This window comes from Sphingomonas sp. AOB5 (assembly GCF_029433115.1).
Lineage (GTDB): Bacteria > Pseudomonadota > Alphaproteobacteria > Sphingomonadales > Sphingomonadaceae > Sphingomonas.
In genome coordinates this window covers 20614-43963 of record NZ_JARNTV010000007.1, presented here as the reverse complement: position 1 = coordinate 43963, position 23350 = coordinate 20614, and the positions used below count along the sequence as shown (strand labels likewise).

Below are 23350 nucleotides of genomic sequence, written 5' to 3'. Positions count from 1 at the left end.
CATGGCCTATCGTGAAAAGCTCGCCTGGATCGAACTGATCGGCATGACCCTGGCCTATGGCGCCTATTTCGTCGCGGTGGGGATCGTGGAGCCCGTCGGCGTGCGCGATACCACCCTCACCTATGTCGGCCTGTTCGGCGCGGCCACCGTGGTGCGGCTGCTGGTGCTGGGCGGCGGCTGGCTGACCCTGCGCATCCAGTCCGCGGCCGAGACCCGCGCCAAACCCGACGAGCGCGACCGCGACATCGGCCGCCGCGGCGCGACCGCCGCTTATTATACGCTGATGGTCCTGATGCTGTGGGTCGGCGTGGTCCTGCCGCTGGTGGAAAGCGGGTGGAAGGTCGCCAATTCGGCGCTTGCCGCGATCGTCATCGCCGAACTGGTCCGGCTGGCCGTCACCGTCACCAGCTACCGGAGGGGCTGGCATGGCTAAGGGCCACATCGCCAACCAGATCCGCACGCTGCGCTTCATGGCCGGGGAAATGACCCAGGCCGAACTGGGCGAGCGGATCGGCCTCACCCGCCAGACGGTCGCGGCGATCGAGCAGGGCAAATATTCCCCCACGCTCGAAGCCGCCTTCCGCATCGCGATGGTCTTCGGCAAGCCGCTCGACGAAGTGTTCCAGTGGGAGGAGGGGTAAAGCGTCCCGCTCAGCCCCGCGGCCCGACATACAGGTTCATCGCGATCGAAATCCGCTCGCCGCTGCCCTGATAGGGCCGCACACCGTGCCGCATCCAGGCGGGGAACAGCACCAGATCGCCGCGCTGCGGGGCGATGCGGTGCTCGGTATCCTGCGGCACGCCATCGGCGCCGATCGCACGGAAGCCGGGCCAGGTCATTTGCGGCAGCGGGAAGCGCGGGTCCTCGAGGTACAGCTCGCCCCCCTGCCCCGCCTCGCCGGTCGCGACATAATAGACCGCGGCCCACAGCACGCCGGGATGAGCATGGCTCATGTTGAGCGCGCCGGGCGGGGAGACATTGGCCCACATCCGCACCGACCATTCCGGCTCCGCCCCGTCGAACCGCGACATGCGCCTGGCCATCTTCACCGCGATGTCCGCCAGCTTCGCCGCCGCCGGGCCGCCCCAGTCGAGCATGTCGGTCTTCGAATGCCAGCCGCCGACATTGGACCGGGCGATGCCACTGTCGCCCGACGCTTTCGTCCGGATCGCCGCTTCCAATGCCGCGGTCATCGGCTCGGCCTCGGACAGCTGGCCATGCAGGATCACCGTTTCGAACAGCCCATGCTGCGCAGCGCGGACGCGGATCTTGTCGAAATCGGTCGGCGTAGCGCTCATTCCGCCTCACCTAGATTGTCTCCGCGCCCGCGCAAGACGCTTCCTTCCGCGCCGGTTCTGCATTATCCCGCAGATATCTCAGAAGGGGGCCTCGAATGACCAGAATCGCACGTTATTTTCTGGTGGCGATCACTCTCGGCTGGGCTGGCTGTGCCTCGGCGCAAAGCTGGCGCGTGGCCTCGATCGCCGGGCAATCGCCGGATCGCACCGCCTATGTGATCGATGCTTCGACGGTGGTGCTGCGCGGCGACATCATCGAGTTCCGCACCCAGTCGATCTACGAGACGATGGGCGATGTGCGCGACTTCAACCTTTCGGAAATCCGCCGCCGCGGCAATTGCCGGACGATGCAGCACCAGATCCTGTCGGACAATTATTACGCCAATGGCACCCTACTTTCGAGCAACGACAATCCTGGCCAGATGCTGACCGCGAATGAGGGTTCGGCGATCTGGGGCGTGTTGCTCACCGCCTGCGGCAAGCGCGATTATGCCACGCAGCCGATCGCCAACCCGTTCGACACGCTCACCGCCTATTTCCGCAACAACCGGTAATCTGCCCGCGGCCGGGCGCCTGCCTCAGAGTCCTGTCTCAGAGCAATGCCCGGGCGTAGATTTCAGGCTTGAAGCCGATCAGCACCCCGCCGGGGAACTCCAGCACCGGCCGCTTGATCATCGAGGGCTGCTCCAGCATCAGCTCGACCGCCTTGTCCTGATCCACCCCGGCGCGGACGTCGTCGGGCAGCTTCCTGAAGGTGGTGCCGGCGCGGTTCAGCACCGTCTCCCAGCCCGCAGCCTCGATCCAGCGCAGCAGCCGGGCGCGGTCGGCGCCTTCCTTCTTATAGTCGTGGAAGGTGTAGGCGATGCGATGCTCGTCCAGCCAGACGAAGGCCTTCTTCATCGTGTCGCAGTTCTTGATGCCATGGATCGCGATCATGCGTCTTCCTTGCCGAGAAACCGGCCTAGCGTCACCACCTTTTGCCGCTCCATCCCCAGCGCCTCGTAGAAACCGAGTGCCGCGTCATTATCCTCGCGCACCATCAGCTGGATCTTCGGCGCCCCGCGCTCGCGCAGCCAAGCTTCCGCCGCCGCCATCAGCGCCCGGCCGACGCCCCCGCGCTGCCGGTCCGGCGCGACGGCAAGGTAATAGACCCAGCCGCGATGCCCGTCGAAACCGGTCATGACGCTGCCCGCCAACCCCTCGCCATCGCGCGCGACCAGCACGGCCGATGTCGCGCCGGACAGCGCGAGGGCATAGTCGCTGGCGGGATCGTTCCACGGCCGCGTCAGCCCGCACGCCTCCCACAGCGCGATCACCGCGCTGCGATCGTCCGCAGCCGCCTCGACGATCACCGGAACTGGCAGACCGATCCTGCCCACATATGCTCGATCTTGCCGTCCGGCGCATCGGCGCTCAACAGCCCGCCAAGCTCGCCCGCGGCGAACTCGGTCCCCAGCGTGCTTTCCTCGACCGTAACCTTCATCACGTCGCGCAGCTGGCGCAGCGTCGATCCGGTGCCGATCCCCGCAGCCGTGGTGAAGGGCGGCTTGTCGCGCCCGTCCAAATCCCAGCCGACGAACTTGCCCTGCTGGAACGAGAGGCTCAGCCCGCCCTTGAAGTCGGTGGTGTCGACCGGCCCCTGCCCGCATTCCTCGTTCCGCGCCGTGCCCGTCGGAGTGCCCAGCGCAGTGCCGACCGCGGCCACAACCGCCTCACGCGTCATGCCGAAGGTCAGGTGCCGCGTCGAACCGCTCTCACCGACCAGCGAAAGGCCGTCCGGCGCGATGTTCACGACCGGAGCCACACCCTCGACGCTGTTCGAGACGGCATCATTGCCCGCCGCCACATTCGACTGCGGCACGATGATCTCGCTACCATTGTCGGTCTGGACCGTGGTGGTGACATTGGTCTCGGTCTCGCTGCCGCACGATGCCAGCAATGCCAGTGCCGCGATGCCCGCGAAGTGGTGAAACCTGCCCATGGTCCGATCCCCGATTGCCCGGCGGCACAGTCTCACCTTCGACGGTGCGATGCAATCGGCTCAGCGCGCGGCGGCGCGTTGCCGCGCCGAGTGGCGCGCCCTGGCATTCGCGGCGAGCGTCTCAATTGCCATCGGCGTCGACCATGAACACCATCGGCCTCCCCCGCGACATCGGCTCCCAACCGGCCGACATAGCGGCGCGCACGCACCGCGAGATCGTGGCGTCATCGAGTTGAAGACGACCGCGCGGCATCCCCTTCAACAGCCGCTTGGGTGGCGGAAACTCCAGCAACGCTTCGCGCTTGGCATCCTGCGGAGAATGGAAATCGTCATTCCCTTCCACCCTTCGTCATCCGACAGATGCGGTTCGCGCTGAAGGTGCCAATCATACGACACCCCATCGACATTTACGGTGCCGGAATTGCCTCGGGAGTTCGACATATCGTCGGCTTTAGCACGCCAGCCGTGCCGAAGCACAGGTGCGGGTTCATTCCCAACGCGCAGGCGATACCCAGCGCTTAAGACCGGTCCGATCGCGGCGCGCTAAGCCGTGCCTTGCGGATCAAAGCCGTAGCTGCCGTCAGTTGTCGCCGACCGCTAAAGTGGATTTGAGGCTTCGCACAGAAGGGCTTTGAAGCTTTCCGCCCGACTGGGTACGAGCGCCGGATTGGTTGCTTCAATCGCCTACCGCTCGGCTTCCGCGCCCAGCAGCTCGTACGAAGGCAGACCGTCAGGATTTTGAATTGCAATGAACTATCGCCATTCCTTCCATGCCGGCAACAGCGCCGATGTAGTGAAGCACAGCCTGCTGATCGCGCTTGTGCGGGCCTTGCAGCTCAAACCGGGCGCGCTGACCCTGATCGACACCCATTCCGGCTGCGGGCTCTACGACCTTGACGGCGATCAGGCCCAGCGCACCGGCGAAGCCGCGGGTGGCGTGCTGCGGACCCTTGCCGACTCAAACCCTTTGCTGAACGACTACCGCGCCGCCGTACAGGCGGTGAATGTCGGGAGCGAGCCGCACCTCTATCCCGGTTCGCCGCGCATTCTAGCGCAGCTTCTGCGCTTACAGGACCTCCTGATCCTCAATGAAAAACATCCCGAGGACGCCCGTGTCCTGCGCGGCGCGATGCGCGACACACTCGCTGCCGTGCATGAGCGCGACGCCTACGAGCTTTGGCTGGCGATGCTCCCGACCCGCACCGGGCGCGGCGTGGTGGTGGTCGATCCGCCCTACGAGCAGACAGACGAACGCGACCGGATCACCGCCACGCTAGCCGCCGCCTACCGCAAATGGGCGCATGGCGTAACGGTGATCTGGTATCCACTGAAGGACCGCGCCACGCATTGGCGGTGGAGGGAGCAGTTAAGCAAACTCGGCATCCCGAAGTTTATGAGCGTGGAGCATTGGCTGTACGATAGAGATCAACCCGGCATCTATAATGGCGCGGGTCTTTTCATCGTCAACCCGCCCTACGCCTTCATACAAGCGCTGCCGCCTCTGCTGGAAGCCCTCCGCGCCGCGCTGGCGCCGGAAGGGCACAGGGGCGAAATCACAGCGGATTGGTTGGTCGTTTGAAATAGACCCACATCGCCGATTTGGCTTCACGTTAGCTCCGACGGAATTCACGAAGTTCGGAGGCAGAATTGAGAGATGAGCAGGTGGCAGTAGGTGCGTTAGCGGGTCCGGCTAACACCACGCCAAACTGCCCTGCGGGATGCCACAATACCCCTCACTCCCATTCGATCGTCCCGGGCGGCTTCGACGTATAGTCGTAGGTCACCCGGTTGATCCCGCGCACCTCGTTGATGATCCGCGTCGTGCAGCGGGCGAGGAAGCCGCCGGGGAATTCGAATGCCACGGCGGTCATCCCGTCGGTCGACGTTACCGCACGCAGCGCCAGCACCGAGTCATAGGTCCGTCCGTCACCCATCACGCCGACGCTGCGCACCGGCAGCAGCACCGCGAAGGCCTGCCAGATCGCGTCGTAGAGACCCGCATTGCGGATCTCCTCGAGATAGATCGCGTCGGCCTTGCGGAGGATGTCGCAGCGTTCCTTGGTCACTTCGCCCGGAATGCGGATCGCGAGGCCGGGTCCGGGGAACGGGTGGCGGCCGACGAAAATGTCCGGCAGGCCCAGTTCGCGACCAAGCGCGCGGACCTCATCCTTGAACAGTTCGCGCAGCGGCTCGACCAGCTTCATGTTCATCCGCTCGGGAAGGCCGCCGACATTGTGGTGGCTCTTGATCGTCACCGAAGGCCCGCCGGTGAAGCTGACGCTCTCGATCACGTCGGGATAGAGCGTGCCCTGCGCCAGGAAATCGGCGCCGCCGATCTTCTTCGCTTCCTCCTCGAACACTTCGATGAAGGTCTTGCCGATGAACTTGCGCTTCGCCTCGGGATCGGTGACGCCCATCAGGCCGGACATGAACAGCGTCTCTGCGTTCACATGGACCAGCGGGATGTTGTAATGGCCGCGGAACAGGCTGACGACCTGATCGGCCTCGCCCGAACGCATCAGGCCGTGATCGACGAACACACAGGTCAGCTGGCTGCCGATCGCTTCATGGATCAGCACCGCCGCGACTGCGCTATCGACGCCGCCCGAAAGGCCGCAGATCACCCGGCCATCGCCCACCTGATCGCGGATTTCCTTGATCTTGGCGGCGCGGAACTCGGCCATGGTCCATTCGCCGCTCAGGCCGCAGACGTGACGGACGAAGTTGGCGAGGAAGCGCGCGCCGTCCGGCGTGTGGACCACCTCGGGGTGGAACTGCGTCGCATAGTAGCGCCGCGCATCGTCTGCCACGACCGCGAAGGGCGATCCGGGGCTGGTCGCGACGGGGCGGAAGCCCGGCGCCAGCTCGGTCACCTTGTCGCCATGGCTCATCCACACCTGATGCGTCTCGCCGGTCTGCCACAGGCCGTCGAACAGCACGCATTCGTCCTGGATCTCGATAAAGGCGCTGCCGAATTCGCCGCTGTCGCCCAGCCGGACGGTGCCGCCCAGCTGGTGCATCATCACCTGCTGGCCATAGCAGATGCCCAGAACCGGCAGGCCGCTATCGAAAATCTCCTGCGGCACGCGCGGGCTGCCATCCTCCAGCACCGACGCCGGCGAGCCGGAGAGGATGATCCCCTTGGGCTGCATCCGCGCAAAGGCTTCGGCAGCGGTGTTGAAGGGCGCGATCTCGCTGTACACGCCAGCTTCGCGCACGCGGCGCGCGATCAGCTGGGTGACCTGGCTGCCAAAATCGACGATGAGGATGGAATCGGCATGATGGTTCATGCCCGACGCGCATAGCAGATGAAGCCGCGAGGGGAAGGGCTGTTGAGGCCCTTCGACACGACTTTGATCTGCCGATCAGGTGGTCGGTGGCGGGGTTGGCGTCGGGGTGGGAGTCGCCGTCGGATCCGGATCGCCATCCTCCTGCTCTTCCATCGTCGTCGGCCGGCCTGTCGGGTTGAACCTGATCGCGCCGCATGCCTCCTCACGAACCTTGCGGCTGTCGTTGACCGCCTTCTCGCTGCCGCCATAGGGCAGCGCGACGCAGGCGGCGGCAACCCCGCGCATCAGCATAATGAAGGCTGCTGGCAGCACCGGGACAGCAAGCTTGCTGCGCTGATCCGGCGGGCTCTTCGCGAAGATATTGTCCTGTGACAGGCCGATGCATGCCGCGGCCTCGATCACGGTCGTCAGGTTGCCCGCTTCGAAGGCCCTACCCGAATAGCATTTGTCGCCCATCTGGCCCGCCACAACCTCGAGCCCGGTGCGGTAGCGCGCCGCGCCGACATGCAGCCCGCCTGCGGCCTTCATCACCGTCCGGAACGCGTTCAGCGCCGCGCCGAGAATGTTGCCTTTGCTGGCGTCGTCGAGGAATTTGCGCGCCTGATCGGTCGGCAGCACCGCCAGCATAACGCGGATCAGGCGTCCTTCGATCAGCGGAAGGTTCGCGTCGAAATTCTCGTAAAAGCCCTTGCAGTCATTGTCCGGGCCGATGCTGTCGTCGGTGGTACTGCAGGGTGCGCGGTCGCCGACGCTGTAGACGTCGGCCGCGGCATAGTTGATCTCGTCGGTCGCGTTCTTGAGGTGCTTGGCGAACGCATCGGCATCCTCGCCGTTCACCGTGACGCGGCTCATTTCTGCGGCCAGGCCGAGGATCAGCGTCGCGCGAAGCAGAATCATCTGCTTCGACCCCGAGGCATTGAACGTCCTTTTGTCGAGCACATAGGCGGGATAACCGCCCGGATAGCGCACTTCCTTCAGGATCGCGGTGCAGCTGGTGGTGCTCAGCAGCGAAAGCGCTGCGACGGATCCGACAATAGCTCTCATGATTTCCCCCACAGAATCTCTGCAGGGAGCCTGTCACAGGATTTCCAACTTTCGAAGGGGTCCGCGCACTATTTCGAAATAATCGAGGCCGATCTCGACCGACCCGCTTGGGTGCCGGTGAGATCGTCCTCGAATCAGGTCGTTACTTCCGCGGTTTGACTTCCAGCCCGGTCCAGCGCGCCGCGAAGGCCCACAGGTCCGATGCCTCCTCGATAACCTTGTCGGTCGGCTTGCCCGAACCATGGCCGGCGCGAGTCTCGATCCGGACGAGGTGGGGCTTGTCGCCGATATCGGCAGCCTGGAGTGCGGCGGCATATTTGAAGGTGTGCCCCGGCACCACGCGATCATCGGTATCCGCGGTGGTCGCCAGGATCGCCGGGTAACTCCGGCCGCCCCTGATGTTGTGATAGGGCGAATAGCTCCACAGCGTGCGGAAATCGGCTTCCTTGTTCGGATAGCCATAATCGTCGACCCAATAGCGGCCGGCGGTCCAGCGATCGAAGCGGAGCATGTCCATCACGCCTACCGCGGGCAGCGCCGCGGCGAACAGATCGGGCCGCTGATTGACCACCGCGCCGACCAGCAGGCCGCCGTTCGAGCCGCCCTGGATCGCCAACTGGTCCTTGCCGGTGATGCCTTCGCGGATCAGATACTCGCCTGCGCCGATGAAGTCGTCGAACACATTCTGCTTGTTCTGCAGACGGCCGCCATCGTGCCACGCCTTGCCATATTCGCCGCCGCCGCGGATGTTGGCGAGGACGAACACGCCGCCCTGCTCCATCCACGCGATGCGCGAGGCCGAGAAGGCCGGGGTGTAGGCGATGTTGAACCCGCCATAGGCCCAGAGCAACGTCGGTGCCGGGCCCTTGGTATCCTTGTGGCGGACGACGAACATCGGAACCTTCGTGCCGTCCTTCGACGCGAAGAAGCGCTGCTCGACCACATAGTCGGCGGGATTGAACGCCACCTTGGGCTGGGCCCAGGGCGTCGCCTTTCCAGTGGCCACGTCATAGCGATAGATGGTGGTCGGCGCGTTGAAGCTGGTGAAGGCGAAGAAAGTCTCCGTGTCCTTCTGATCGCCGCCAAAGCCGCTTGCGGTGCCGATGCCCGGCAGCGCGACCTTGCCATCGGCCTTGCCGTCCAGCGTGTAGCGGCGGACTTCGGTCTTCGCGTCGACGAGATAGGACAGGACCAGCCACCCGCCGACGATCGTCGCGCCGCCCAGCGTGGCATCGCTCTGCGGAACGATCTCCTTCGGAGTCAGATCGGCGGAGGCGATGTCGACCGACACGATCCGCTGGCGCGGGGCGCCGGCATCGGTCGAGAAATAGAAGACCGAACCTTCATTGCCGATCGCCGACCAGTCGTTCTTCAGTTCGGGGATGATCGCCTTGGGCTTCCACTCGGGATCGCTCAGGTCGATGATATGGACCATATTCTTGTTGTCGGTCCCCTCGCTGGTGCCGATCACCAGATAGCGGCCGTCATCGGTGATGCCCGCATAATGGCCCAGCTTGGGCTTGTCCGGCGTCGCATAGACCAGCCGGTCCTCGCTCTGCGGCGTGCCGAGCTTGTGGAAATAGACGCGGTGATTCTCGTTGAGCGCGGTATATTTCGCGTCGGCGGGCGGCTCGGGGTAACGCGAATAGAAGAAGCCGGAGCCGTCCTTGGCCCAGCTCGCGCCCATCGTGTACTTGGCCCAGCTGACCTCGTCACCGGTTTCCTTGCCGGTGGCGACGTCGATCACCTTGACCGTGCGCCAGTCGGTGCCGCCGTCCTGAATCGAGTAGATCAGATACTTGCCATCGTCGGAGGGCAGCCATTCGGCGAGCGCGGTCGCGCCGTCCTTGGCCCAGCCGTTCGGATCGATCAGGATGCGGCCCGGGCCGGTCAGCGTGTCGCGGACCCACAGCACGGCCTGATTCTGCAGCCCCGAATTGTGCATGTAGAAATAACGGCCGCCCTTCTTGGTCGGCGCGCCGAACCGCTCATAGTCGAACAGTTGGCGGATACGCGCGGCGAACACATCGCGGCCGGGCAGCGTGTCGAGATAGGCGTCGGTCACCTTGTTCTCGGCAGCGACCCAGGCGGCGACCTCGGGATCGTTGCGCACGTCATTCTCGAGCCAGCGATAGGGATCGGCCACCTTCACCCCGAACTGCTCCTCGACCACATCGACGCGGCGGGTCTGCGGATAGGCGATCTTGGGCATGCTGGCGGTGGTCTCCGGAGCGGTCTGGGCAATTGCGGGGGTAGTCGTGGCGAGTAGCAGCGGGAACAGCGTGGATACGCGGCGCATCAGGGCCTCCGATTTGGGAATGGCCGCACCGTAGGAAGCTCGGCGCGCTTACTCAACGCCCCTTTTACGGCTTCCACTCGAAGCTGCGCCACGTGGCCATCGCGTCCGCCAGCGATGCTTCGTCCTCGAAATAGGCGCCGAGCAGCGCATAGCCGCCATCGGGCGCGATCGCGGCGCCATAGAAGGTCGGGCAAGCCGCATCGCTGTCGTCGAGCCGATAGCCATAGCGCAGCAGCACCGGCCCCTGCTCCTCGATCTCGTCCCACGCATCTTCGGAACGGCCGGACAGGACCCACTCCAGCGTATCCGCCGCGGTCGTGCCCGGATCCGCGCCATAGACGCTGATCCACAGGCTCAGCCCACGCGGCGAATGCCAGATGACGGTCGAGCCATCCTCTTCGCGGATGGCCATCGGATAGGGCGGAACGACCCACCAGCCGCCACCGAGCGGCTGGCGACCTTCATATAGAGGCGGCGCTTCCATGAGGTGGGTCTAGCGCAGCCGGGGCGATCAGGCGATCCCGATACCGGTCTGCGGCACAGCCCAGAGCAGCACGGCGAGCGGCAACAGCGCGAAGCCGATCGCGGTCACGGCACCGAGCAGCGGCGTGGCCGGGCGGCGCTGGTAATGGACGGTCCGCTGATACAGCGCGGACGAGCGGGTCTTCATCTTCATTCTCCCTGCGACCGGCCAGTTTGCCGGCGCGCAACTGTTCGCAGGGATCGTGCCACTTGCCGGAATTGGCGGAAAAGCGTGGCTTCCTGCTCAGGGAGATAGATGGGGATTGGTGTGGCGTACCAAGGATCAGGAAATCTTTCGGACCCGAAACAAGGATTAGGCGGCCGCTAAACCCGCACCTCTTGCGCATCGCCCCACTGGTACAGTTCGAAGACGTCGTAGCGCGCATTGTCGTCGCCGCGCCATTCGCCATCGGCCTCGTAGTTGAAATTCTCGGTCGCCGAGCAGATGGCCAGATGGGCGTAGCGATCGAAGTGCGCTGCGCCTTCGGGATGTTCGAGCGATTCCCACCACAGATGCTTGAGCTCGACATAGACGAACAGCGTCTCGGCATCGTCGTCGTGCCAAGTTAGCATGAGATGGCCATTGGTGGCGTCGACCTCGACCAGCAGGGCGCCGGGCACCGGTGCGCCCAGATCGGTGGTCATCCGCGCCAGCCGCGCGGTCGCGGCGGTGATGCACTTGCCGATCTCTTCGAAATCGGTGGAGGGGCAGCGCAGCACGGTCGAATAGGCATCGCCTTCGCGGGCGTTGCGCCATTCCGCGCCTTCGGGGGCATCGTCTTCGGCTTGGGCCATGGCCGGAAGCGTCGCGACGACGGGTCGCTCGGGCAATCCCCCTGAACATGGGGCTTGCGCACGAAAAAGGCGGCCGCACCGGGGTGCGACCGCCTTTTCGAAAGCCGGATCGGCGAAGCGCTTATGCGGCTTCGTCGAAATCCTCGTCGTTCAGGACCGGGCCCGAATCCTGGCCCTTGGCCGAGACGTCGCGGTCGACGAATTCGATGATCGCCATCTCAGCCGAGTCCGAAGCGCGCGGGCCAGCCTTGACGATGCGGGTGTAACCACCGGCGCGATCGGCGTAGCGCGACGCCAGCACGTCGAACAGCTTCACCAGCTGCGCATCGTCGAGCAGACGGGCATGGGCCAGACGGCGGTTCGAAAGGCCGCCCTTCTTCGCCAGCGTGATCAGCTTCTCGACGTAAGGACGCAGCTCCTTCGCCTTGGCGAGGGTGGTGGTGATCTGTTCGTGCTTGATGAGCGCGGCGCTCAGGTTACGGAACAGGGCGATACGGTGAGCCGAGGTGCGCTGAAGCTTACGGCCGCCAACCTTATGACGCATGTCTTCTTCCTTCGTTCGTTAAGGGGCCGTCTGACGGAACCCCAGACCAGGCGGTGTTTAAGGTCGCCGCCAAAAACCTGTCTCACGATTGCGTGAAGCCGCGCCTAAGAGCGGAAATCTGGCGATTCGTCAAGGCCAAGCAGGGCCTTTTCGCGCTCGGATATGATTCCATATCATCAGCACCCCACAGGCGAACATAACAAAGAAGAACATTGCACCGGCAAGGTTGAGCACCACGGCCACTACAAATCCGGCCGGATCGGCTGACCATGCGGTATAAGTGTCCGGTATCGTCGAAACCAAAATCTGCCCGGTCAGAAATGCGGCAATGACCTGCCAAATCCACATGCCGAACCCGATGCCGCCAAACGCCGTCAGGAAAATTGGAACGACCACACCGTTTTCGTTCGGGTTACCATATCTCCGTCGGCGCTTTTGATCACGGCGAGATAGGATCACTTGCACCACGCACACGACCGTAAGGGCAACTGCGCGATAGATTAGCCAGTCTCTCGTAATTTCCAGATCGTAATACCAACGGTAAAGCGTCTCGCATCCGACAATGACGATAACAAGCGCCAAAAGGAACAGTAGCCCACGCATGTTTCTAAGGTAACAAATCGTCCACCGTGGGCAAGAACTCTTCTAAAGTGCCCAAACAGGAAAAGGCCCCGCATCGCTGCGAGGCCTTTTCTGTTTGGTAGCGCCGCGGCAAAGCCGCGTCGTCGGTCGGGTCGGTCGAAACTGACCCGCCGGCCGAGGTAATCGCCGTGACGCGGATTAGCTTGCGCTAATCCACTGCGATTACCCCATAATTTCCTGCTCGAGCTTCTTGGCCATCTCTTCGATGTTCTCAGGCGGCCAGCCCGGGATTTCCATGCCGAGACGGAGACCCATCGACGACAGGACTTCCTTGATCTCGTTGAGCGACTTGCGGCCGAAGTTCGGCGTGCGCAGCATCTCGGCTTCGGTCTTCTGGACCAGGTCGCCGATATAGATGATGTTGTCGTTCTTGAGGCAGTTGGCCGAACGCACCGACAGTTCCAGCTCGTCGACCTTCTTGAGAAGGTAACGGTTGATCTGTGCGGTGTCGCCCACGGCGCCCTCGGCCGGAGCAGCCGGAGCCGCCATGCCGATCGGAGCCGAACGGGTGATCGCCGAATCGTCGAAGTGAACGAACAGTGCCAGCTGGTCCTGGAGGATGCGGGCCGCATAGGCGATCGCGTCTTCCGGGGTGATGGTGCCGTCGGTTTCGACCGAGAGCGTCAGCTTGTCGTAATCGAGTTCCTGACCGACGCGGGTGTTCTCGACCTTGTACGAAACCTGGCGGACCGGGCTGTACAGGGCGTCGACCGGGATCAGGCCGATCGGAGCGTCCGCCGGACGGTTCGACGCGGCGGGGACATAGCCCTTACCGGTATCGGCGGTCAGCTCCATGTTGAGCGTCGCGCCATCGTCGAGGTGGCACAGCACCAGATCGGGGTTCATCACTTCGATGTCACCCGAGACGGCGATGTCGCCAGCCTTCACTTCGGCGGGGCCGGTGGCCGAGAGCTGAAGACGCTTCGGGCCTTCGCCCTGCATCTTGAGCGCGATCTGCTTCACGTTCAGGACGATGTCGGTGACGTCTTCACGCACACCGGCCAGCGACGAGAATTCGTGCAGCACGTTTTCGATCTTGATCGACGTGACGGCAGCGCCCTGAAGCGACGACAGCAGCACGCGGCGCAGCGCGTTGCCGAGCGTCAGGCCGAAACCGCGCTCGAGCGGCTCTGCCACGAAGGTCGACTTGCGCTTGGGATCGCCGCCGGGCTTCTTTTCGAGGCCGTTGGGCTTCTTGAGTTCCTGCCAGTTCTTGGAATTGACGGACACTGGGCTTTCCCTCTCGTTGGGTGGAGTTGGAGCTACTCCACCGAAAAATCAGCCGAAACGGGCCGGACTCGCTCCCGAGTCCGTACCCGTTACGGAAAGGCGATCAGACGCGACGGCGCTTCGACGGACGAACGCCGTTGTGCGGGATCGGCGTGACGTCGCGGATCGAGGTGATCTGGAAGCCGACCGCCTGCAGCGCGCGAAGCGCCGACTCACGGCCCGAACCCGGACCCTTCACTTCGACTTCGAGCGTACGGACGCCATGCTCGGCGGCCTTCTTGCCCGCGTCTTCCGCTGCGACCTGGGCCGCATACGGGGTCGACTTGCGCGAGCCCTTGAAGCCCATCATGCCAGCCGACGACCACGAGATCGCGTTGCCCTGGGCATCGGTGATCGTGATCATGGTGTTGTTGAAAGAAGCATTCACATGGGCGACGCCAGCGGTGATGTTCTTGCGTTCACGGCGCTTAATGCGCTGCGGTTCACGTGCCATTGGTCAGCGCTCCCTTACTTCTTCTTGCCGGCGATCGGCTTGGCCTTGCCCTTGCGGGTGCGCGCATTGGTGTGCGTGCGCTGGCCACGGACCGGGAGGCCCTTGCGATGGCGGAGGCCGCGATAGCAGGCCAGATCCATCAGGCGCTTGATGTTCATCGAGGTTTCGCGGCGAAGATCGCCTTCCACGGTGAAGTTGGCGTCGATGGTCTCACGGATCTGCAGCACTTCCTGATCGCTCAGGTCCTGCACGCGGCGTTCGGAAGCGATACCCAGCTTGTCGGTGATCTGCTTGGCCTTGGCCGGGCCGATACCGTGGATATACTGAAGCGCGATGATCACGCGCTTGTTGGTCGGGATGTTTACACCCGCAATACGTGCCATGGAATTATTCTCCCAGCTCCACGAGGGACCGCATGGCTGCCCGCCCCCCATCTCATAGCGTTGATCCGAAACGCACGACAGCGGCGAGCGCGTAAACTGCGCCGCCGGATACCGAGGGTTCGGAAGAAGGGCGACATATGCAGCCGCACCGGCACTGTCAAGCGCCCGAGCGGGAAGATTATGTCGAAGGCGGACCATACTCCAATATCACCCGAAGGCCAAGGCGATGTTTGGTCCCGGAATCGGGCGAAATGCGCGGTTTCCGTTACGGCAGATCAGGGTAGCGGCAGCACCAGCGTGGCGATCAGCCCCGGCGCATTGTCGCCCAGTTCCAGACGCCCGCCATGCAGATGCGCGACGGCATCGACCAGCGCAAGGCCGAGTCCCGCCCCCGGCAGGCTGCGCGCCGAATCGAGTCGGCCGAACCGGCGCAGCGCTTCGGCACGATCCGCCTCGGCGATGCCCGGTCCCCGATCCGCCACCGCGATCCGCATCGCGCCGTCCGCACTGGTGAGGCTGAGCGAGATATGACCGCCGGACGATGCGTGGCGCAGGGCGTTGTCGATCAGGTTGGCGATGGCCTGGGACAGCAATTCGCGATGCAGTGGCACCGGCGGTAGTGGCGCGACCGACGTCTCCAGCTCGATCCCGGCTTCCTCCGCCACCGGCTCGTACAGATCGGCCAGCGCCTCGATCAGCGTGGCGGGATCGAGCGGGACCAGCGCCTCGCGATTGGAGGCTTCGGTACGGCTGATCTCGAGCAGGACCGACAGCATGCGCGTGACCAGATCGGTTTCGGTGACCAGCCCGGCAAGCGCTGCCTCGCGCTGGGCGGGATCGTTGGCGGTCGCCGCAGTTTCGGCCCGCACCCGCAGCCGGGCGATGGGCGAGCGCAGATCGTGGGCGATACTGTCGGTGACGATGCGCAGTTCGCCCATCAGCCGGTCGATCCGGTTGAGCATCTCGTTGATGCGCAGCGCCAGCCGGTCGAACGCGTCACCCCCCGATGCGGGCACGCGGCGGGTGAGGTCGCCTGCCGCCACCGCATCGACGGTGCCCGCGATATGATCGAGCCGGCGGGAGACATAGCGGGCAAGGACGAGGCCGCCCGCGACTCCGAGGATGATGGCGAGCAACACCGCGAGGATCAGCGCACGCTCGATCGCATGCTGGGCGCGCTCCCAATCGTCGAGCAGGCGGCCGGTGACGATCCAGTGCTGCCCGATCTGGCTGGTGACGAAGCCGACATCCTGCCCGGCGAAATCGCCCTGGGCCGAAATCTGGGCGATGCGGAATTCGGAGCGGCCGGGCGGCGGCGCGAACGACAGCCGGTCCGGCCCTGCCCCACCGATCCGCGTACCCGACGCATCGACAATCTCGGCGACCAGCGCATCGTCGCCGCTGCGCGCATCGGCGATGGCGCGCTCGAGCGCGACGATCCCGCCCGAGCGCCAGACCGCGACCAGCTCGTTCGATTCCTCCACCGTATCGCGGCGCAGTGCCTCGACCGCATCGTCATGCGTCTGCAGCCAGACCAGCCCGGCAAGCGCCAGCGACGAGACCAGCGCCAGCCCGATCGCCAGCAGCGCGATCCGCGCGGTGAACGAGATGCGCATCAGGGATCGGGCGACAATTTATAGCCCGCGCCGCGCACCGTGTGGAGGATCGGCGTGGCGAAGCCCTCTTCAATCTTGCGACGCAGGCGGCTCATGTGAACGTCGACCACATTCGATCCGGGATCGAAATGATAGTTCCAGATCTTCTCGATCATCATCGTGCGGGTGATCACCTGACCCGCATTGCGCGCGAGGAATTCGAGCAGGTTGAACTCGCGGGTGCCCAGCGGAATGGCGCGGCCCTGGCGGCTGACGGTGCGGCCGAGCAGATCGATTTCGAGATCGCCGACGACCAGCTTCGTGGTCTGCACTTCGGCCGCGGCGCGCTCCTCACGGCGCAGCAGCGCTTCGATCCGCGCGAGCAGTTCGGCGAAGGAAAAGGGCTTCACCAGATAATCGTCGCCCCCGGCATGGAGGCCGTCCACGCGATCGTCGACCGTGCCGAGTGCGGACAGGATGATCGCGGGGGTGCGCAGTCCTGCCGCGCGGACTGCGCCGATCATCGAGAGGCCGTCCAGCCCGGGCAGCATCCGGTCGACGATCATCGCATCGAAAATGCCTTCGCTGGCCAGGAACAGCCCGTCGCGGCCATTGGCGGCGGTCTCCACCGCGAACCCAGCCTCGCTCAGCCCTTTGGCGAGATAGGCCGCGGCTGCGGCGTCATCTTCGACGATCAGGATCTTGCGGGTCATATCTTGTCAGCTTCGCTGGAGGCGGTGCCAAATACGACGCAAAGCGGCCGGCGGGAAGGGGATCCCGCCGGCCGCACATCTCCCCGGGGCAGAGGAGGGAGATGCTGGGAGGTTGAGACTTATTCGCCCTTCTTCTCGGTCTTCGAAGCCTTGGCCGGCTTCGGCGCCTTGGCCTTGTGCACCTTCGCGGTCTTGGCGTGATGCGTGGTCGCGGTGGCGGCCATCGCCGGGGCAGCGATCATCGCGGCGGCGGCGAGAGCGGGAGCGAGGAAACGAACCTTCATGATGCGATCTCCGTAACGGCCGGCAAGTGCGTCGGTCCGTTGAGATGCTTCTAGGCCGCCCTACCCCCGCGATTCGGTGACGGGATCATGAAATCTTTGTCATGCGGGCGGGCGCCGCTCAGATTGCGCAGATCAGCATGCTCGATGCGGCAGCGGCGCGGCGGGGCGCCTGGATGCGGATGTCGCGAGCCAGCGTGCGCGCTTCGCTCAGATAATGGAGCGTGCCGGAGAGATAGGCGTCGAACTCGACCGGAGCGACATTGCGGCCATCGACGAAGCGGCGCAGCGCATAGGCATTGGTGCCGGGCGCGTTGAGGCCCTCGCTGACGAGCGTTGCGGAGCGCACGCCGCTTTCGGCGAGCAAGGCCGGCGCAGAATGGTGATAGGTGCCGCTGGGGTAGCAGAAATGCGTGGCCCGCTCGCCGGTGATGCGCTCCAGAAAGGCCCGGTTCTCGTCGATCTCGCCGGTCAGGAGGCCGATGCGGCCGGAGACGTCGATATGGCGATGGGTGTGGAGCTGCAGGTCGAGGCCGCGGGCATGCGCCTCGACCAGTTCATGCTCGCGCAGCAAATGGAACTGGCGCTGGTCGAGCCAGGCCTCGCTCACGCCCAGTTCGCGGCCGAGATCGCGCAGCGCATCGAGCCGCTGGTCCTCGGGCAGCGCCTCGATGCGGCTGATGGTGGGTGCCAGCGCGATGTCGCGGCGGCTGGTCATCGCGAGCAGATAGGCGACCGCGACATTGATCACCGGCAGATCGCGGCTGGAATACCAGGTGGTCGCGTAGAGCGTCGCCGGTAGTTCGTAGCGTTCGAGCACCGGCAGCATGTGCGTGAGGGTCGAGACCCAGCCATCGTCGATGGTGATGACCACGGACGCAGGCGGCAGGTCGTTCGCTTCGAGCCGGGCGACGGCTTCGTCGAGGCCGAGCACCGGGCGGCCCGAGCGCTTGAGACGGCGCATGCGATCCTCGAATGGGGCGGGATCCATGAACAGGCAGGTGCCGAAGCCGGGACCCGGCGTGATCCAGAGGCCATGATAGCACAGGATGCGCAACTGCTTCGCCGTCGCCGCGCGGGCGAGCGCGGACAGGCCCGAGACGCGGGCAGCGGTGAGAAGGGCGTGCTTGGCCGGCATGGAGGCGACCCTCGCATGCCGGACTTAAGCGAGCGTTAGCGCCGGAGCGCCGCGATCAGCTCTTGCCGTCGAGGATCGCTTCGATCGCGGCGGTGACATGCTCGATGTCCGCCATGCCGTCGACGCGCGACACGATGCCGCGGGCTTCGTAGATCGGCAGGATCGGCGCGGTCTTCGCGCGATATTCGGCCATGCGCGTGCGCACGGTTTCCTCATTATCGTCCGGGCGGCGCTTGAACTCGTGCTGGCCGCACACGTCGCACGTGTCGGCAACCTTGGGCTGCTTGAACTTGTCGTGATAGTTGGCGCCGCAATTCGCGCAGCTGAAGCGGCCGGTGATGCGCTCGACCAGCGCATCCTCGTCCACTGCCAGCTCGATCACATGGTCGAGCGAGCGGCCATGCTTGTCGAGGATCGCGTCGAGCGACTCAGCCTGGGGTGCAGTGCGCGGATAGCCGTCGAAGATCGTGCCCTGATCGGCCGACAGCTCGCCCATGCGATCATCGATGATGCCGGAGACGATCTCGTCCGAGACCAGCTCCCCGGCTTCCATCACCGCCTTGGCCTTCATGCCCGTAGGCGTGCCGGCCTTGACCGCTGCGCGCAGCATGTCGCCAGTGGAAAGCTGGACCATGCCCCGGTCCGCTTCCAGACGGCTTGCCTGGGTGCCCTTGCCTGCCCCAGGAGGCCCCAACAGGATGATGTTCAACTGACTCTCCCCTTACGCCACGCCCATTAGCGCTGGCGGCCCTTCAGCTTCGCCTTCTTGATCAGATCGCCATACTGGTGCGCCAGCAGGTGCGACTGGATCTGCGTCACCGTGTCCATGGTTACGTTCACGACGATGAGAAGGCTAGTGCCGCCCATCAGGAACGGAATGCCCGCCTCGGCGAACGCCCATTCGGGAATGAGGCAGATCGCGGTCAGATACAGCGCGCCGATCACGGTGATGCGCGTGAGCACATAATCGAAATAGGCTTCGGTGTTCTTGCCCGGACGGATGCCGGGGATGAACCCGCCATAGCGCTTGAGATTGTCGGCGGTCTCTTCCGGATTGAACACCACGGCGGTGTAGAAGAACGAGAAGAAGATGATGCCGAAGCCGTACAGCGCCATGTAGATCGGCGAACCGTGGCGCAGATTGGCGTTGAGCCAGACCAGCGTCTCGCCCCACAGCGTCTCGGTGTTGGTCGTCTGACCGGCGAACTGCGTGATCGTCAGCGGCAGCAGCAGCAGCGACGAGGCAAAGATCGGCGGGATCACGCCGGCGGTGTTGAGCTTGAGCGGCAGATGGCTGCGCTCCGCCTGCACCCCGCGCGCAGTCTGGCGCTTGGGATACTGGATCAGGATGCGGCGCTGGGCGCGCTCCATGAAGCAGATGAACAGCACGGTGCCCGCAACGCCGAGGATGATGATCAGCAGCACCAGCGCGTCGATCGAGCCGGTGCGGCCCTGTTCGAACAGCTGGATCATCGTCTGCGGCAGACGCGCGACGATGCCGGCCATGATGATCAGCGAGATGCCGTTGCCGATGCCGCGGCTGGTGATCTGCTCACCCAGCCACATCAGGAACAGCGTGCCACCGACAAGGCTGATCACCGCGCCGACGCGGAACATGATGCCCGGATCGATCACGGCCGAGCCCGCGGATTCGAGGCCCGTGGCAATGAACCAGCCCTGGACCACGGTGAGGCCCACGGTGCCGTAACGGGTATACTGGTTCAGGCGCTTGCGGCCGCTCTCGCCTTCCTTCTTGATCGCGGACAGCGTCGGCGACAGCGAGGTCGCGAGCTGCACGACGATCGAAGCGGTGATGTAAGGCATCACGCCGAGCGCCACGACCGACGCGCGATTGAGCGCGCCGCCGGTGAAGTTGTTGAAGAAATCGAGCACGCCGCCCTGCATCTGCTGGGTCAGCAGATCGAGCTGGGTGGGATCGATACCCGGAATCGGGACGTAGCTGAGCAACCGGAAAACGATCAGCGCGCCGAGGGTGAACCACAGGCGCTTCTTGAGGTCGGTCGCCTGCCCGAACTTGGACAGGCTGATGCTGGATGCGAGTTGGTCGGCTGCGGATGCCATGTGCGTATTCGTCCCGAAACAGAAACGGCGGCGAGCGCTGAAAATCGCCCCCCGCCGCTCATATAGGTACGCTTTCGAGCTTGTCTAACCTCGGAAGCGAATTGTCGCCCGGACAAGTGCCGGACCCAGCTGCGAGCGGCCCGAAGCTGGCCCCGGCCGAAGCCGGGGAACAGCCAGGCTTACGCCTTCTTGCCGGCAGCCTTCTTGGCGGCAATGACCTTCTGCACCGTACGGTGCTTGGCCTTGGCCTTCTCGGCAGCCGGAACAATCACGGGGATGGTCACCGAACCGCCGGCCTTCTCGACCGCTTCGATCGCCGACTTCGACGCGCCGGCGACGGTGAAGCTCAGCTTCGCCTTCAGCTCGCCCTTGCCGAGCAGGCGCACGCCGTCCTTGCCGCCGCGGGTCAGGCCCGCTGCGTTCAGTTCGGCCTGGGTGATCTCGGTGGCGGTCAGCTTGCCGCTGTCGATCGCCTTCTGGATCGCGCCCAGGTTCACCTCGGCATAGTCCTTGGCGAAGATGTTGTTGAAGCCGCGCTTCGGGATACGCATGTGGAGCGGCATCTGGCCGCCCTCGAACCCGTTGATCGAGACGCCTTCGCGGCTCTTCTGACCCTTGACGCCGCGGCCGCCGGTCTTGCCGGCGCCCGAACCGATGCCACGGCCGACACGGAATCGGCTCTTGCGGGCACCCTGGTTGTCGCGGATGTCGTTCAGTTTCATGTGTTGCACTCGCTTTCGCTTTTGTCGCGCTGATGGAAATTGGAAAGGGGGCCGCTTAGCCCCCTCCCCTTAGTCTGTCACCTGGTTTCGGTAAGGGCTTAGCCCTGAACCTCGACCATGTGCTGCACCTTGCGGATCATGCCGCGAACCTCGGGGGTATCCTCGAGCTCCGACACGCGGTGCATCTTGTTCAGGCCAAGGCCGATCAGCGTCGCGCGCTGGTCCTTGGTGCGGCGGATCGGCGAACCGGTCTGCTTGATCTTGATCTTCGCCATGTCGCTTACTCCGCGATAGCCGCGGCATCAGCCTCGGCGGTCTGCGAACCACCGCGGCCGAGCAGGTCGGCAATCTTCTTGCCGCGACGCTGCGCAACGCTCTTCGGCGAGGTCTGCTCGCCAAGCGCTTCGAAGGTGGCGCGGATCATGTTGTACGGGTTCGACGTGCCGACCGACTTGGTCACCACATCGGCAACGCCGAGCGATTCGAAGACAGCGCGCATCGGGCCGCCGGCGATGATGCCGGTACCAGCCGGTGCGGTGCGCAGCGTCACGCGGCCGGCACCGAAGTGGCCATTGCCGTCATGATGCAGCGTACGGCCTTCCTTGAGCGGAACGCGAACCATTGCCTTCTTGGCAGCAGCCGTCGCCTTCGAGATGGCTTCCGGCACTTCGCGCGCCTTGCCATGACCGAAGCCGACACGGCCCTTGCCGTCGCCCACGACGACCAGCGCCGCGAAGCCGAAGCGCTTGCCGCCCTTCACCGTCTTCGAGACGCGGTTGATGTGAACCAGCTTCTCGATCAGCTCTTCGCCGCCGTCCTCGGCACCCTGGCCACGACGATCGTCGCGACGGCCACGGTTGCCGTCACGGCCGCCACGGTTGTTGCCGCCGCCGGGGCCGCCGCCACCACGACCGCCGCGCGGGCCACGGCCCTCGTTCGGCTGGCCGGCGTCCTGCGCCTCGACCGGTGCGTCGGTCGTGTTGATTTCATCGGCCATGTCTTAGAACTCCAGTCCGCTCTCGCGAGCGGCATCGGCCAGCGCCTTGACGCGGCCATGATAGAGGAAGCCACCGCGATCGAAGACGACCTGGGTGACGCCGGCCTTCTTCGCGGCTTCCGCCACGCGCTTGCCGACTTCCTGCGCCGCCGCGATGGTCGCGCCGGTCGCCTTGCCCTTGACGTCCTTGTCGATCGTCGAGGCCGACGCGAGCGTCTTGCCTTCGGCGTCGTCGATCACCTGGGCATAGATGTGCTTGCCCGAACGATGGACCGAGAGGCGCGCACGGCCACCAGCACGCGCACGCAGCGCGGTACGGTTGCGGCGGCGCCGCTTCTCGAAGAGAGAGAGACCCTTGGTCATTACTTCTTCTTCCCTTCCTTGCGGAAGATATACTCGCCGTCGTACTTGATACCCTTGCCCTTGTAAGGCTCGGGCTTGCGCCAACGGCGAATCTCGGCCGCGATCTGGCCGACCTTCTGCTTATCGATACCGGAGATCTCGACCGTGGTCTGATCCGGGGTCTTGATCTCGATGCCTTCCGGCACGTCGATGTCGACGTCGTGCGAATAGCCGAGCTGAAGCTTCAGCTTCTTGCCCTGCGAGTTCGCGCGGTAGCCGACGCCGGTGATCAGGAGCTTCTTGGTGAAGCCCTCGGTCACGCCCGTCACCAGGTTCTGAACCAGCGTGCGCTGCATGCCCCAGAAGGCACGCGCCGACTTGCTGTCGTTGGCCGGCTTCACCAGGATGCCGCCATCGTCCAGCGTGTAGCTGATCTCGTCGCGCAGCGTGAGCGAGAGGGTGCCCTTCGGCCCCTTCACGTTCAGCACGCCGCCGTCGATCGTCGCGGTCACGCCGCTCGGGATCGAAACCGGCTTCTTGCCAATGCGGCTCATCAGAACACCTCCGCCAGCACTTCGCCGCCGACATTCTGCTCGCGCGCTTCCGCGTCGGACAGAACGCCCTTCGGCGTCGAGACGATCGTGATGCCGAGGCCGTTGCGAACGCGCGGCAGTTCCTGCGAACCGCTGTACACGCGACGGCCGGGCTTCGAGATGCGCGCGACGTGCTTGATCGCCGGCTGACCCTCGAAATACTTCAGCTCGATGCGGATGCCGGCCGCGGGGCCCATCTGCTCGTCGCTATAGCCACGGATATAGCCCTCACGCTGGAGGACATCGAGCACCCGCGCACGAAGCTTCGACGCCGGGGTCAGGACGGAGTCCTTCCGGGCGCGCTGGCCGTTACGGATGCGGGTGAGCATATCACCCAGGGGATCGGTCAATGCCATCTCGTAGTC

The 23350-nt window shown here is 64.8% G+C and carries 31 protein-coding genes and 1 pseudogene; 4 read left to right on the top strand and 28 right to left on the bottom strand.

Features of this window, described 5'->3' with window-relative positions; genetic code table 11:
- Position 1 precedes the first annotated feature (1 nt).
- Both P1X14_RS05115 and P1X14_RS05110 read left to right on the top strand, forming a co-directional pair.
- Positions 2-433 carry a hypothetical protein gene (locus tag P1X14_RS05115; protein WP_277314237.1) on the top strand — a complete coding sequence of 144 codons (432 nt, stop codon included), beginning with the start codon at positions 2-4 and terminating at the stop codon, positions 431-433.
- Entirely contained in the window at positions 426-641 is a 216-nt protein-coding gene (locus P1X14_RS05110) for a helix-turn-helix transcriptional regulator (RefSeq protein ID WP_277314236.1), read from the top strand. The genes P1X14_RS05115 and P1X14_RS05110 overlap by 8 nt, the downstream gene beginning before the upstream one ends.
- 10 nt (positions 642-651) lie before the next feature.
- Here P1X14_RS05110 and P1X14_RS05105 read toward each other — a convergent pair whose 3' ends face one another.
- The gene (locus P1X14_RS05105) at positions 652-1299 is read right to left on the bottom strand and encodes a TIGR02466 family protein (RefSeq protein ID WP_277314235.1); all 648 of its coding nucleotides are present in this window, start codon (positions 1297-1299) and stop codon (positions 652-654) included.
- Positions 1300-1394: 95 nt separating this feature from the next.
- Here P1X14_RS05105 and P1X14_RS05100 point away from each other — a divergent pair, with 95 nt between their 5' ends.
- Positions 1395-1853 (top strand): surface-adhesin E family protein, encoded by a 459-nt coding sequence (locus P1X14_RS05100; RefSeq protein WP_277314234.1) that lies wholly within the window; start codon positions 1395-1397, stop codon positions 1851-1853.
- 37 nt (positions 1854-1890) lie between these two features.
- Here P1X14_RS05100 and P1X14_RS05095 read toward each other — a convergent pair whose 3' ends face one another.
- From P1X14_RS05095 to P1X14_RS05080, 4 genes and pseudogenes are all read right to left on the bottom strand, one after another.
- Positions 1891-2235, bottom strand: coding sequence for an ArsC family reductase (locus P1X14_RS05095; protein WP_277314233.1), 345 nt, complete (start codon positions 2233-2235; stop codon positions 1891-1893).
- Positions 2232-2651 carry a GNAT family acetyltransferase gene (locus P1X14_RS05090; RefSeq protein ID WP_277314232.1) on the bottom strand — a complete coding sequence of 140 codons (420 nt, stop codon included), beginning with the start codon at positions 2649-2651 and terminating at the stop codon, positions 2232-2234. Before P1X14_RS05090 ends, P1X14_RS05095 begins: the two co-directional genes overlap by 4 nt.
- Positions 2648-3280 (bottom strand): hypothetical protein, encoded by a 633-nt coding sequence (locus P1X14_RS05085; RefSeq protein WP_277314231.1) that lies wholly within the window; start codon positions 3278-3280, stop codon positions 2648-2650. Before P1X14_RS05085 ends, P1X14_RS05090 begins: the two co-directional genes overlap by 4 nt.
- A gap of 121 nt (positions 3281-3401) precedes the next feature.
- Positions 3402-3721, bottom strand: a pseudogene (locus P1X14_RS05080) (hypothetical protein).
- A 307-nt stretch (positions 3722-4028) separates the two neighbouring features.
- On the opposite strand from P1X14_RS05080, the gene rlmJ reads away from it, so the two are divergent.
- On the top strand, positions 4029-4859 hold the full coding sequence (gene rlmJ, locus P1X14_RS05075; protein WP_277314230.1) for a 23S rRNA (adenine(2030)-N(6))-methyltransferase RlmJ: 831 nt from the start codon (positions 4029-4031) through the stop codon (positions 4857-4859).
- Between the two features lie 154 nt (positions 4860-5013).
- On the opposite strand, the gene guaA is transcribed toward rlmJ, so the two are convergent.
- The 23 genes from guaA to rpsH form a co-directional block, all read right to left on the bottom strand.
- Positions 5014-6570: a glutamine-hydrolyzing GMP synthase gene (gene guaA, locus P1X14_RS05070; protein ID WP_277314229.1), complete on the bottom strand. Its 1557-nt coding sequence runs from the start codon at positions 6568-6570 to the stop codon at positions 5014-5016.
- A gap of 75 nt (positions 6571-6645) precedes the next feature.
- The gene (locus tag P1X14_RS05065) at positions 6646-7614 is read right to left on the bottom strand and encodes a hypothetical protein (RefSeq protein ID WP_277314228.1); all 969 of its coding nucleotides are present in this window, start codon (positions 7612-7614) and stop codon (positions 6646-6648) included.
- A 142-nt stretch (positions 7615-7756) separates the two neighbouring features.
- Positions 7757-9913, bottom strand: a complete 2157-nt coding sequence (locus tag P1X14_RS05060; RefSeq protein WP_277314227.1) for a prolyl oligopeptidase family serine peptidase — start codon at positions 9911-9913, stop codon at positions 7757-7759.
- A 64-nt stretch (positions 9914-9977) separates the two neighbouring features.
- Positions 9978-10397 (bottom strand): hypothetical protein, encoded by a 420-nt coding sequence (locus P1X14_RS05055; protein WP_277314226.1) that lies wholly within the window; start codon positions 10395-10397, stop codon positions 9978-9980.
- A 27-nt stretch (positions 10398-10424) separates the two neighbouring features.
- Entirely contained in the window at positions 10425-10583 is a 159-nt protein-coding gene (locus P1X14_RS05050; protein WP_277314225.1) for a hypothetical protein, read from the bottom strand.
- A 176-nt stretch (positions 10584-10759) separates the two neighbouring features.
- Entirely contained in the window at positions 10760-11230 is a 471-nt protein-coding gene (locus P1X14_RS05045; RefSeq protein WP_277314224.1) for a hypothetical protein, read from the bottom strand.
- Positions 11231-11351: 121 nt separating this feature from the next.
- Complete coding sequence (gene rplQ / locus P1X14_RS05040) at positions 11352-11774, bottom strand: 50S ribosomal protein L17 (RefSeq protein WP_277314223.1); 423 nt, start codon at positions 11772-11774, stop codon at positions 11352-11354.
- Between the two features lie 129 nt (positions 11775-11903).
- Positions 11904-12377: a hypothetical protein gene (locus P1X14_RS05035; RefSeq protein ID WP_277314222.1), complete on the bottom strand. Its 474-nt coding sequence runs from the start codon at positions 12375-12377 to the stop codon at positions 11904-11906.
- Between the two features lie 201 nt (positions 12378-12578).
- Positions 12579-13646 (bottom strand): DNA-directed RNA polymerase subunit alpha, encoded by a 1068-nt coding sequence (locus P1X14_RS05030; protein ID WP_277314221.1) that lies wholly within the window; start codon positions 13644-13646, stop codon positions 12579-12581.
- Positions 13647-13749: 103 nt separating this feature from the next.
- Positions 13750-14139 carry a 30S ribosomal protein S11 gene (rpsK, locus tag P1X14_RS05025; RefSeq protein WP_277314220.1) on the bottom strand — a complete coding sequence of 130 codons (390 nt, stop codon included), beginning with the start codon at positions 14137-14139 and terminating at the stop codon, positions 13750-13752.
- 14 nt (positions 14140-14153) lie between these two features.
- Complete coding sequence (gene rpsM / locus P1X14_RS05020; RefSeq protein ID WP_277314219.1) at positions 14154-14522, bottom strand: 30S ribosomal protein S13; 369 nt, start codon at positions 14520-14522, stop codon at positions 14154-14156.
- Between the two features lie 275 nt (positions 14523-14797).
- The gene (locus P1X14_RS05015; protein ID WP_277314218.1) at positions 14798-16138 is read right to left on the bottom strand and encodes a HAMP domain-containing sensor histidine kinase; all 1341 of its coding nucleotides are present in this window, start codon (positions 16136-16138) and stop codon (positions 14798-14800) included.
- Positions 16138-16830, bottom strand: a complete 693-nt coding sequence (locus tag P1X14_RS05010; protein WP_277314217.1) for a response regulator transcription factor — start codon at positions 16828-16830, stop codon at positions 16138-16140. The genes P1X14_RS05015 and P1X14_RS05010 overlap by 1 nt, the downstream gene beginning before the upstream one ends.
- A gap of 119 nt (positions 16831-16949) precedes the next feature.
- On the bottom strand, positions 16950-17114 hold the full coding sequence (locus P1X14_RS05005) for a hypothetical protein (protein ID WP_277314216.1): 165 nt from the start codon (positions 17112-17114) through the stop codon (positions 16950-16952).
- A gap of 118 nt (positions 17115-17232) precedes the next feature.
- Complete coding sequence (locus P1X14_RS05000; protein ID WP_277314215.1) at positions 17233-18249, bottom strand: polysaccharide deacetylase family protein; 1017 nt, start codon at positions 18247-18249, stop codon at positions 17233-17235.
- 55 nt (positions 18250-18304) lie between these two features.
- Entirely contained in the window at positions 18305-18958 is a 654-nt protein-coding gene (locus P1X14_RS04995; protein WP_277314214.1) for an adenylate kinase, read from the bottom strand.
- 26 nt (positions 18959-18984) lie between these two features.
- Positions 18985-20331 carry a preprotein translocase subunit SecY gene (gene secY / locus P1X14_RS04990; RefSeq protein ID WP_277314213.1) on the bottom strand — a complete coding sequence of 449 codons (1347 nt, stop codon included), beginning with the start codon at positions 20329-20331 and terminating at the stop codon, positions 18985-18987.
- 179 nt (positions 20332-20510) lie between these two features.
- The gene (gene rplO, locus P1X14_RS04985; protein ID WP_277314212.1) at positions 20511-21053 is read right to left on the bottom strand and encodes a 50S ribosomal protein L15; all 543 of its coding nucleotides are present in this window, start codon (positions 21051-21053) and stop codon (positions 20511-20513) included.
- A 98-nt stretch (positions 21054-21151) separates the two neighbouring features.
- Positions 21152-21328: a 50S ribosomal protein L30 gene (rpmD, locus tag P1X14_RS04980; RefSeq protein WP_169555804.1), complete on the bottom strand. Its 177-nt coding sequence runs from the start codon at positions 21326-21328 to the stop codon at positions 21152-21154.
- A 5-nt stretch (positions 21329-21333) separates the two neighbouring features.
- Positions 21334-22050 (bottom strand): 30S ribosomal protein S5, encoded by a 717-nt coding sequence (rpsE, locus tag P1X14_RS04975; protein ID WP_277314211.1) that lies wholly within the window; start codon positions 22048-22050, stop codon positions 21334-21336.
- Between the two features lie 3 nt (positions 22051-22053).
- On the bottom strand, positions 22054-22413 hold the full coding sequence (gene rplR / locus P1X14_RS04970) for a 50S ribosomal protein L18 (protein ID WP_169555806.1): 360 nt from the start codon (positions 22411-22413) through the stop codon (positions 22054-22056).
- Positions 22413-22946: a 50S ribosomal protein L6 gene (gene rplF / locus P1X14_RS04965; protein ID WP_277314210.1), complete on the bottom strand. Its 534-nt coding sequence runs from the start codon at positions 22944-22946 to the stop codon at positions 22413-22415. The genes rplR and rplF overlap by 1 nt, the downstream gene beginning before the upstream one ends.
- Positions 22946-23341 carry a 30S ribosomal protein S8 gene (gene rpsH, locus P1X14_RS04960; protein ID WP_169555808.1) on the bottom strand — a complete coding sequence of 132 codons (396 nt, stop codon included), beginning with the start codon at positions 23339-23341 and terminating at the stop codon, positions 22946-22948. The genes rplF and rpsH overlap by 1 nt, the downstream gene beginning before the upstream one ends.
- Positions 23342-23350: the final 9 nt, after the last annotated feature.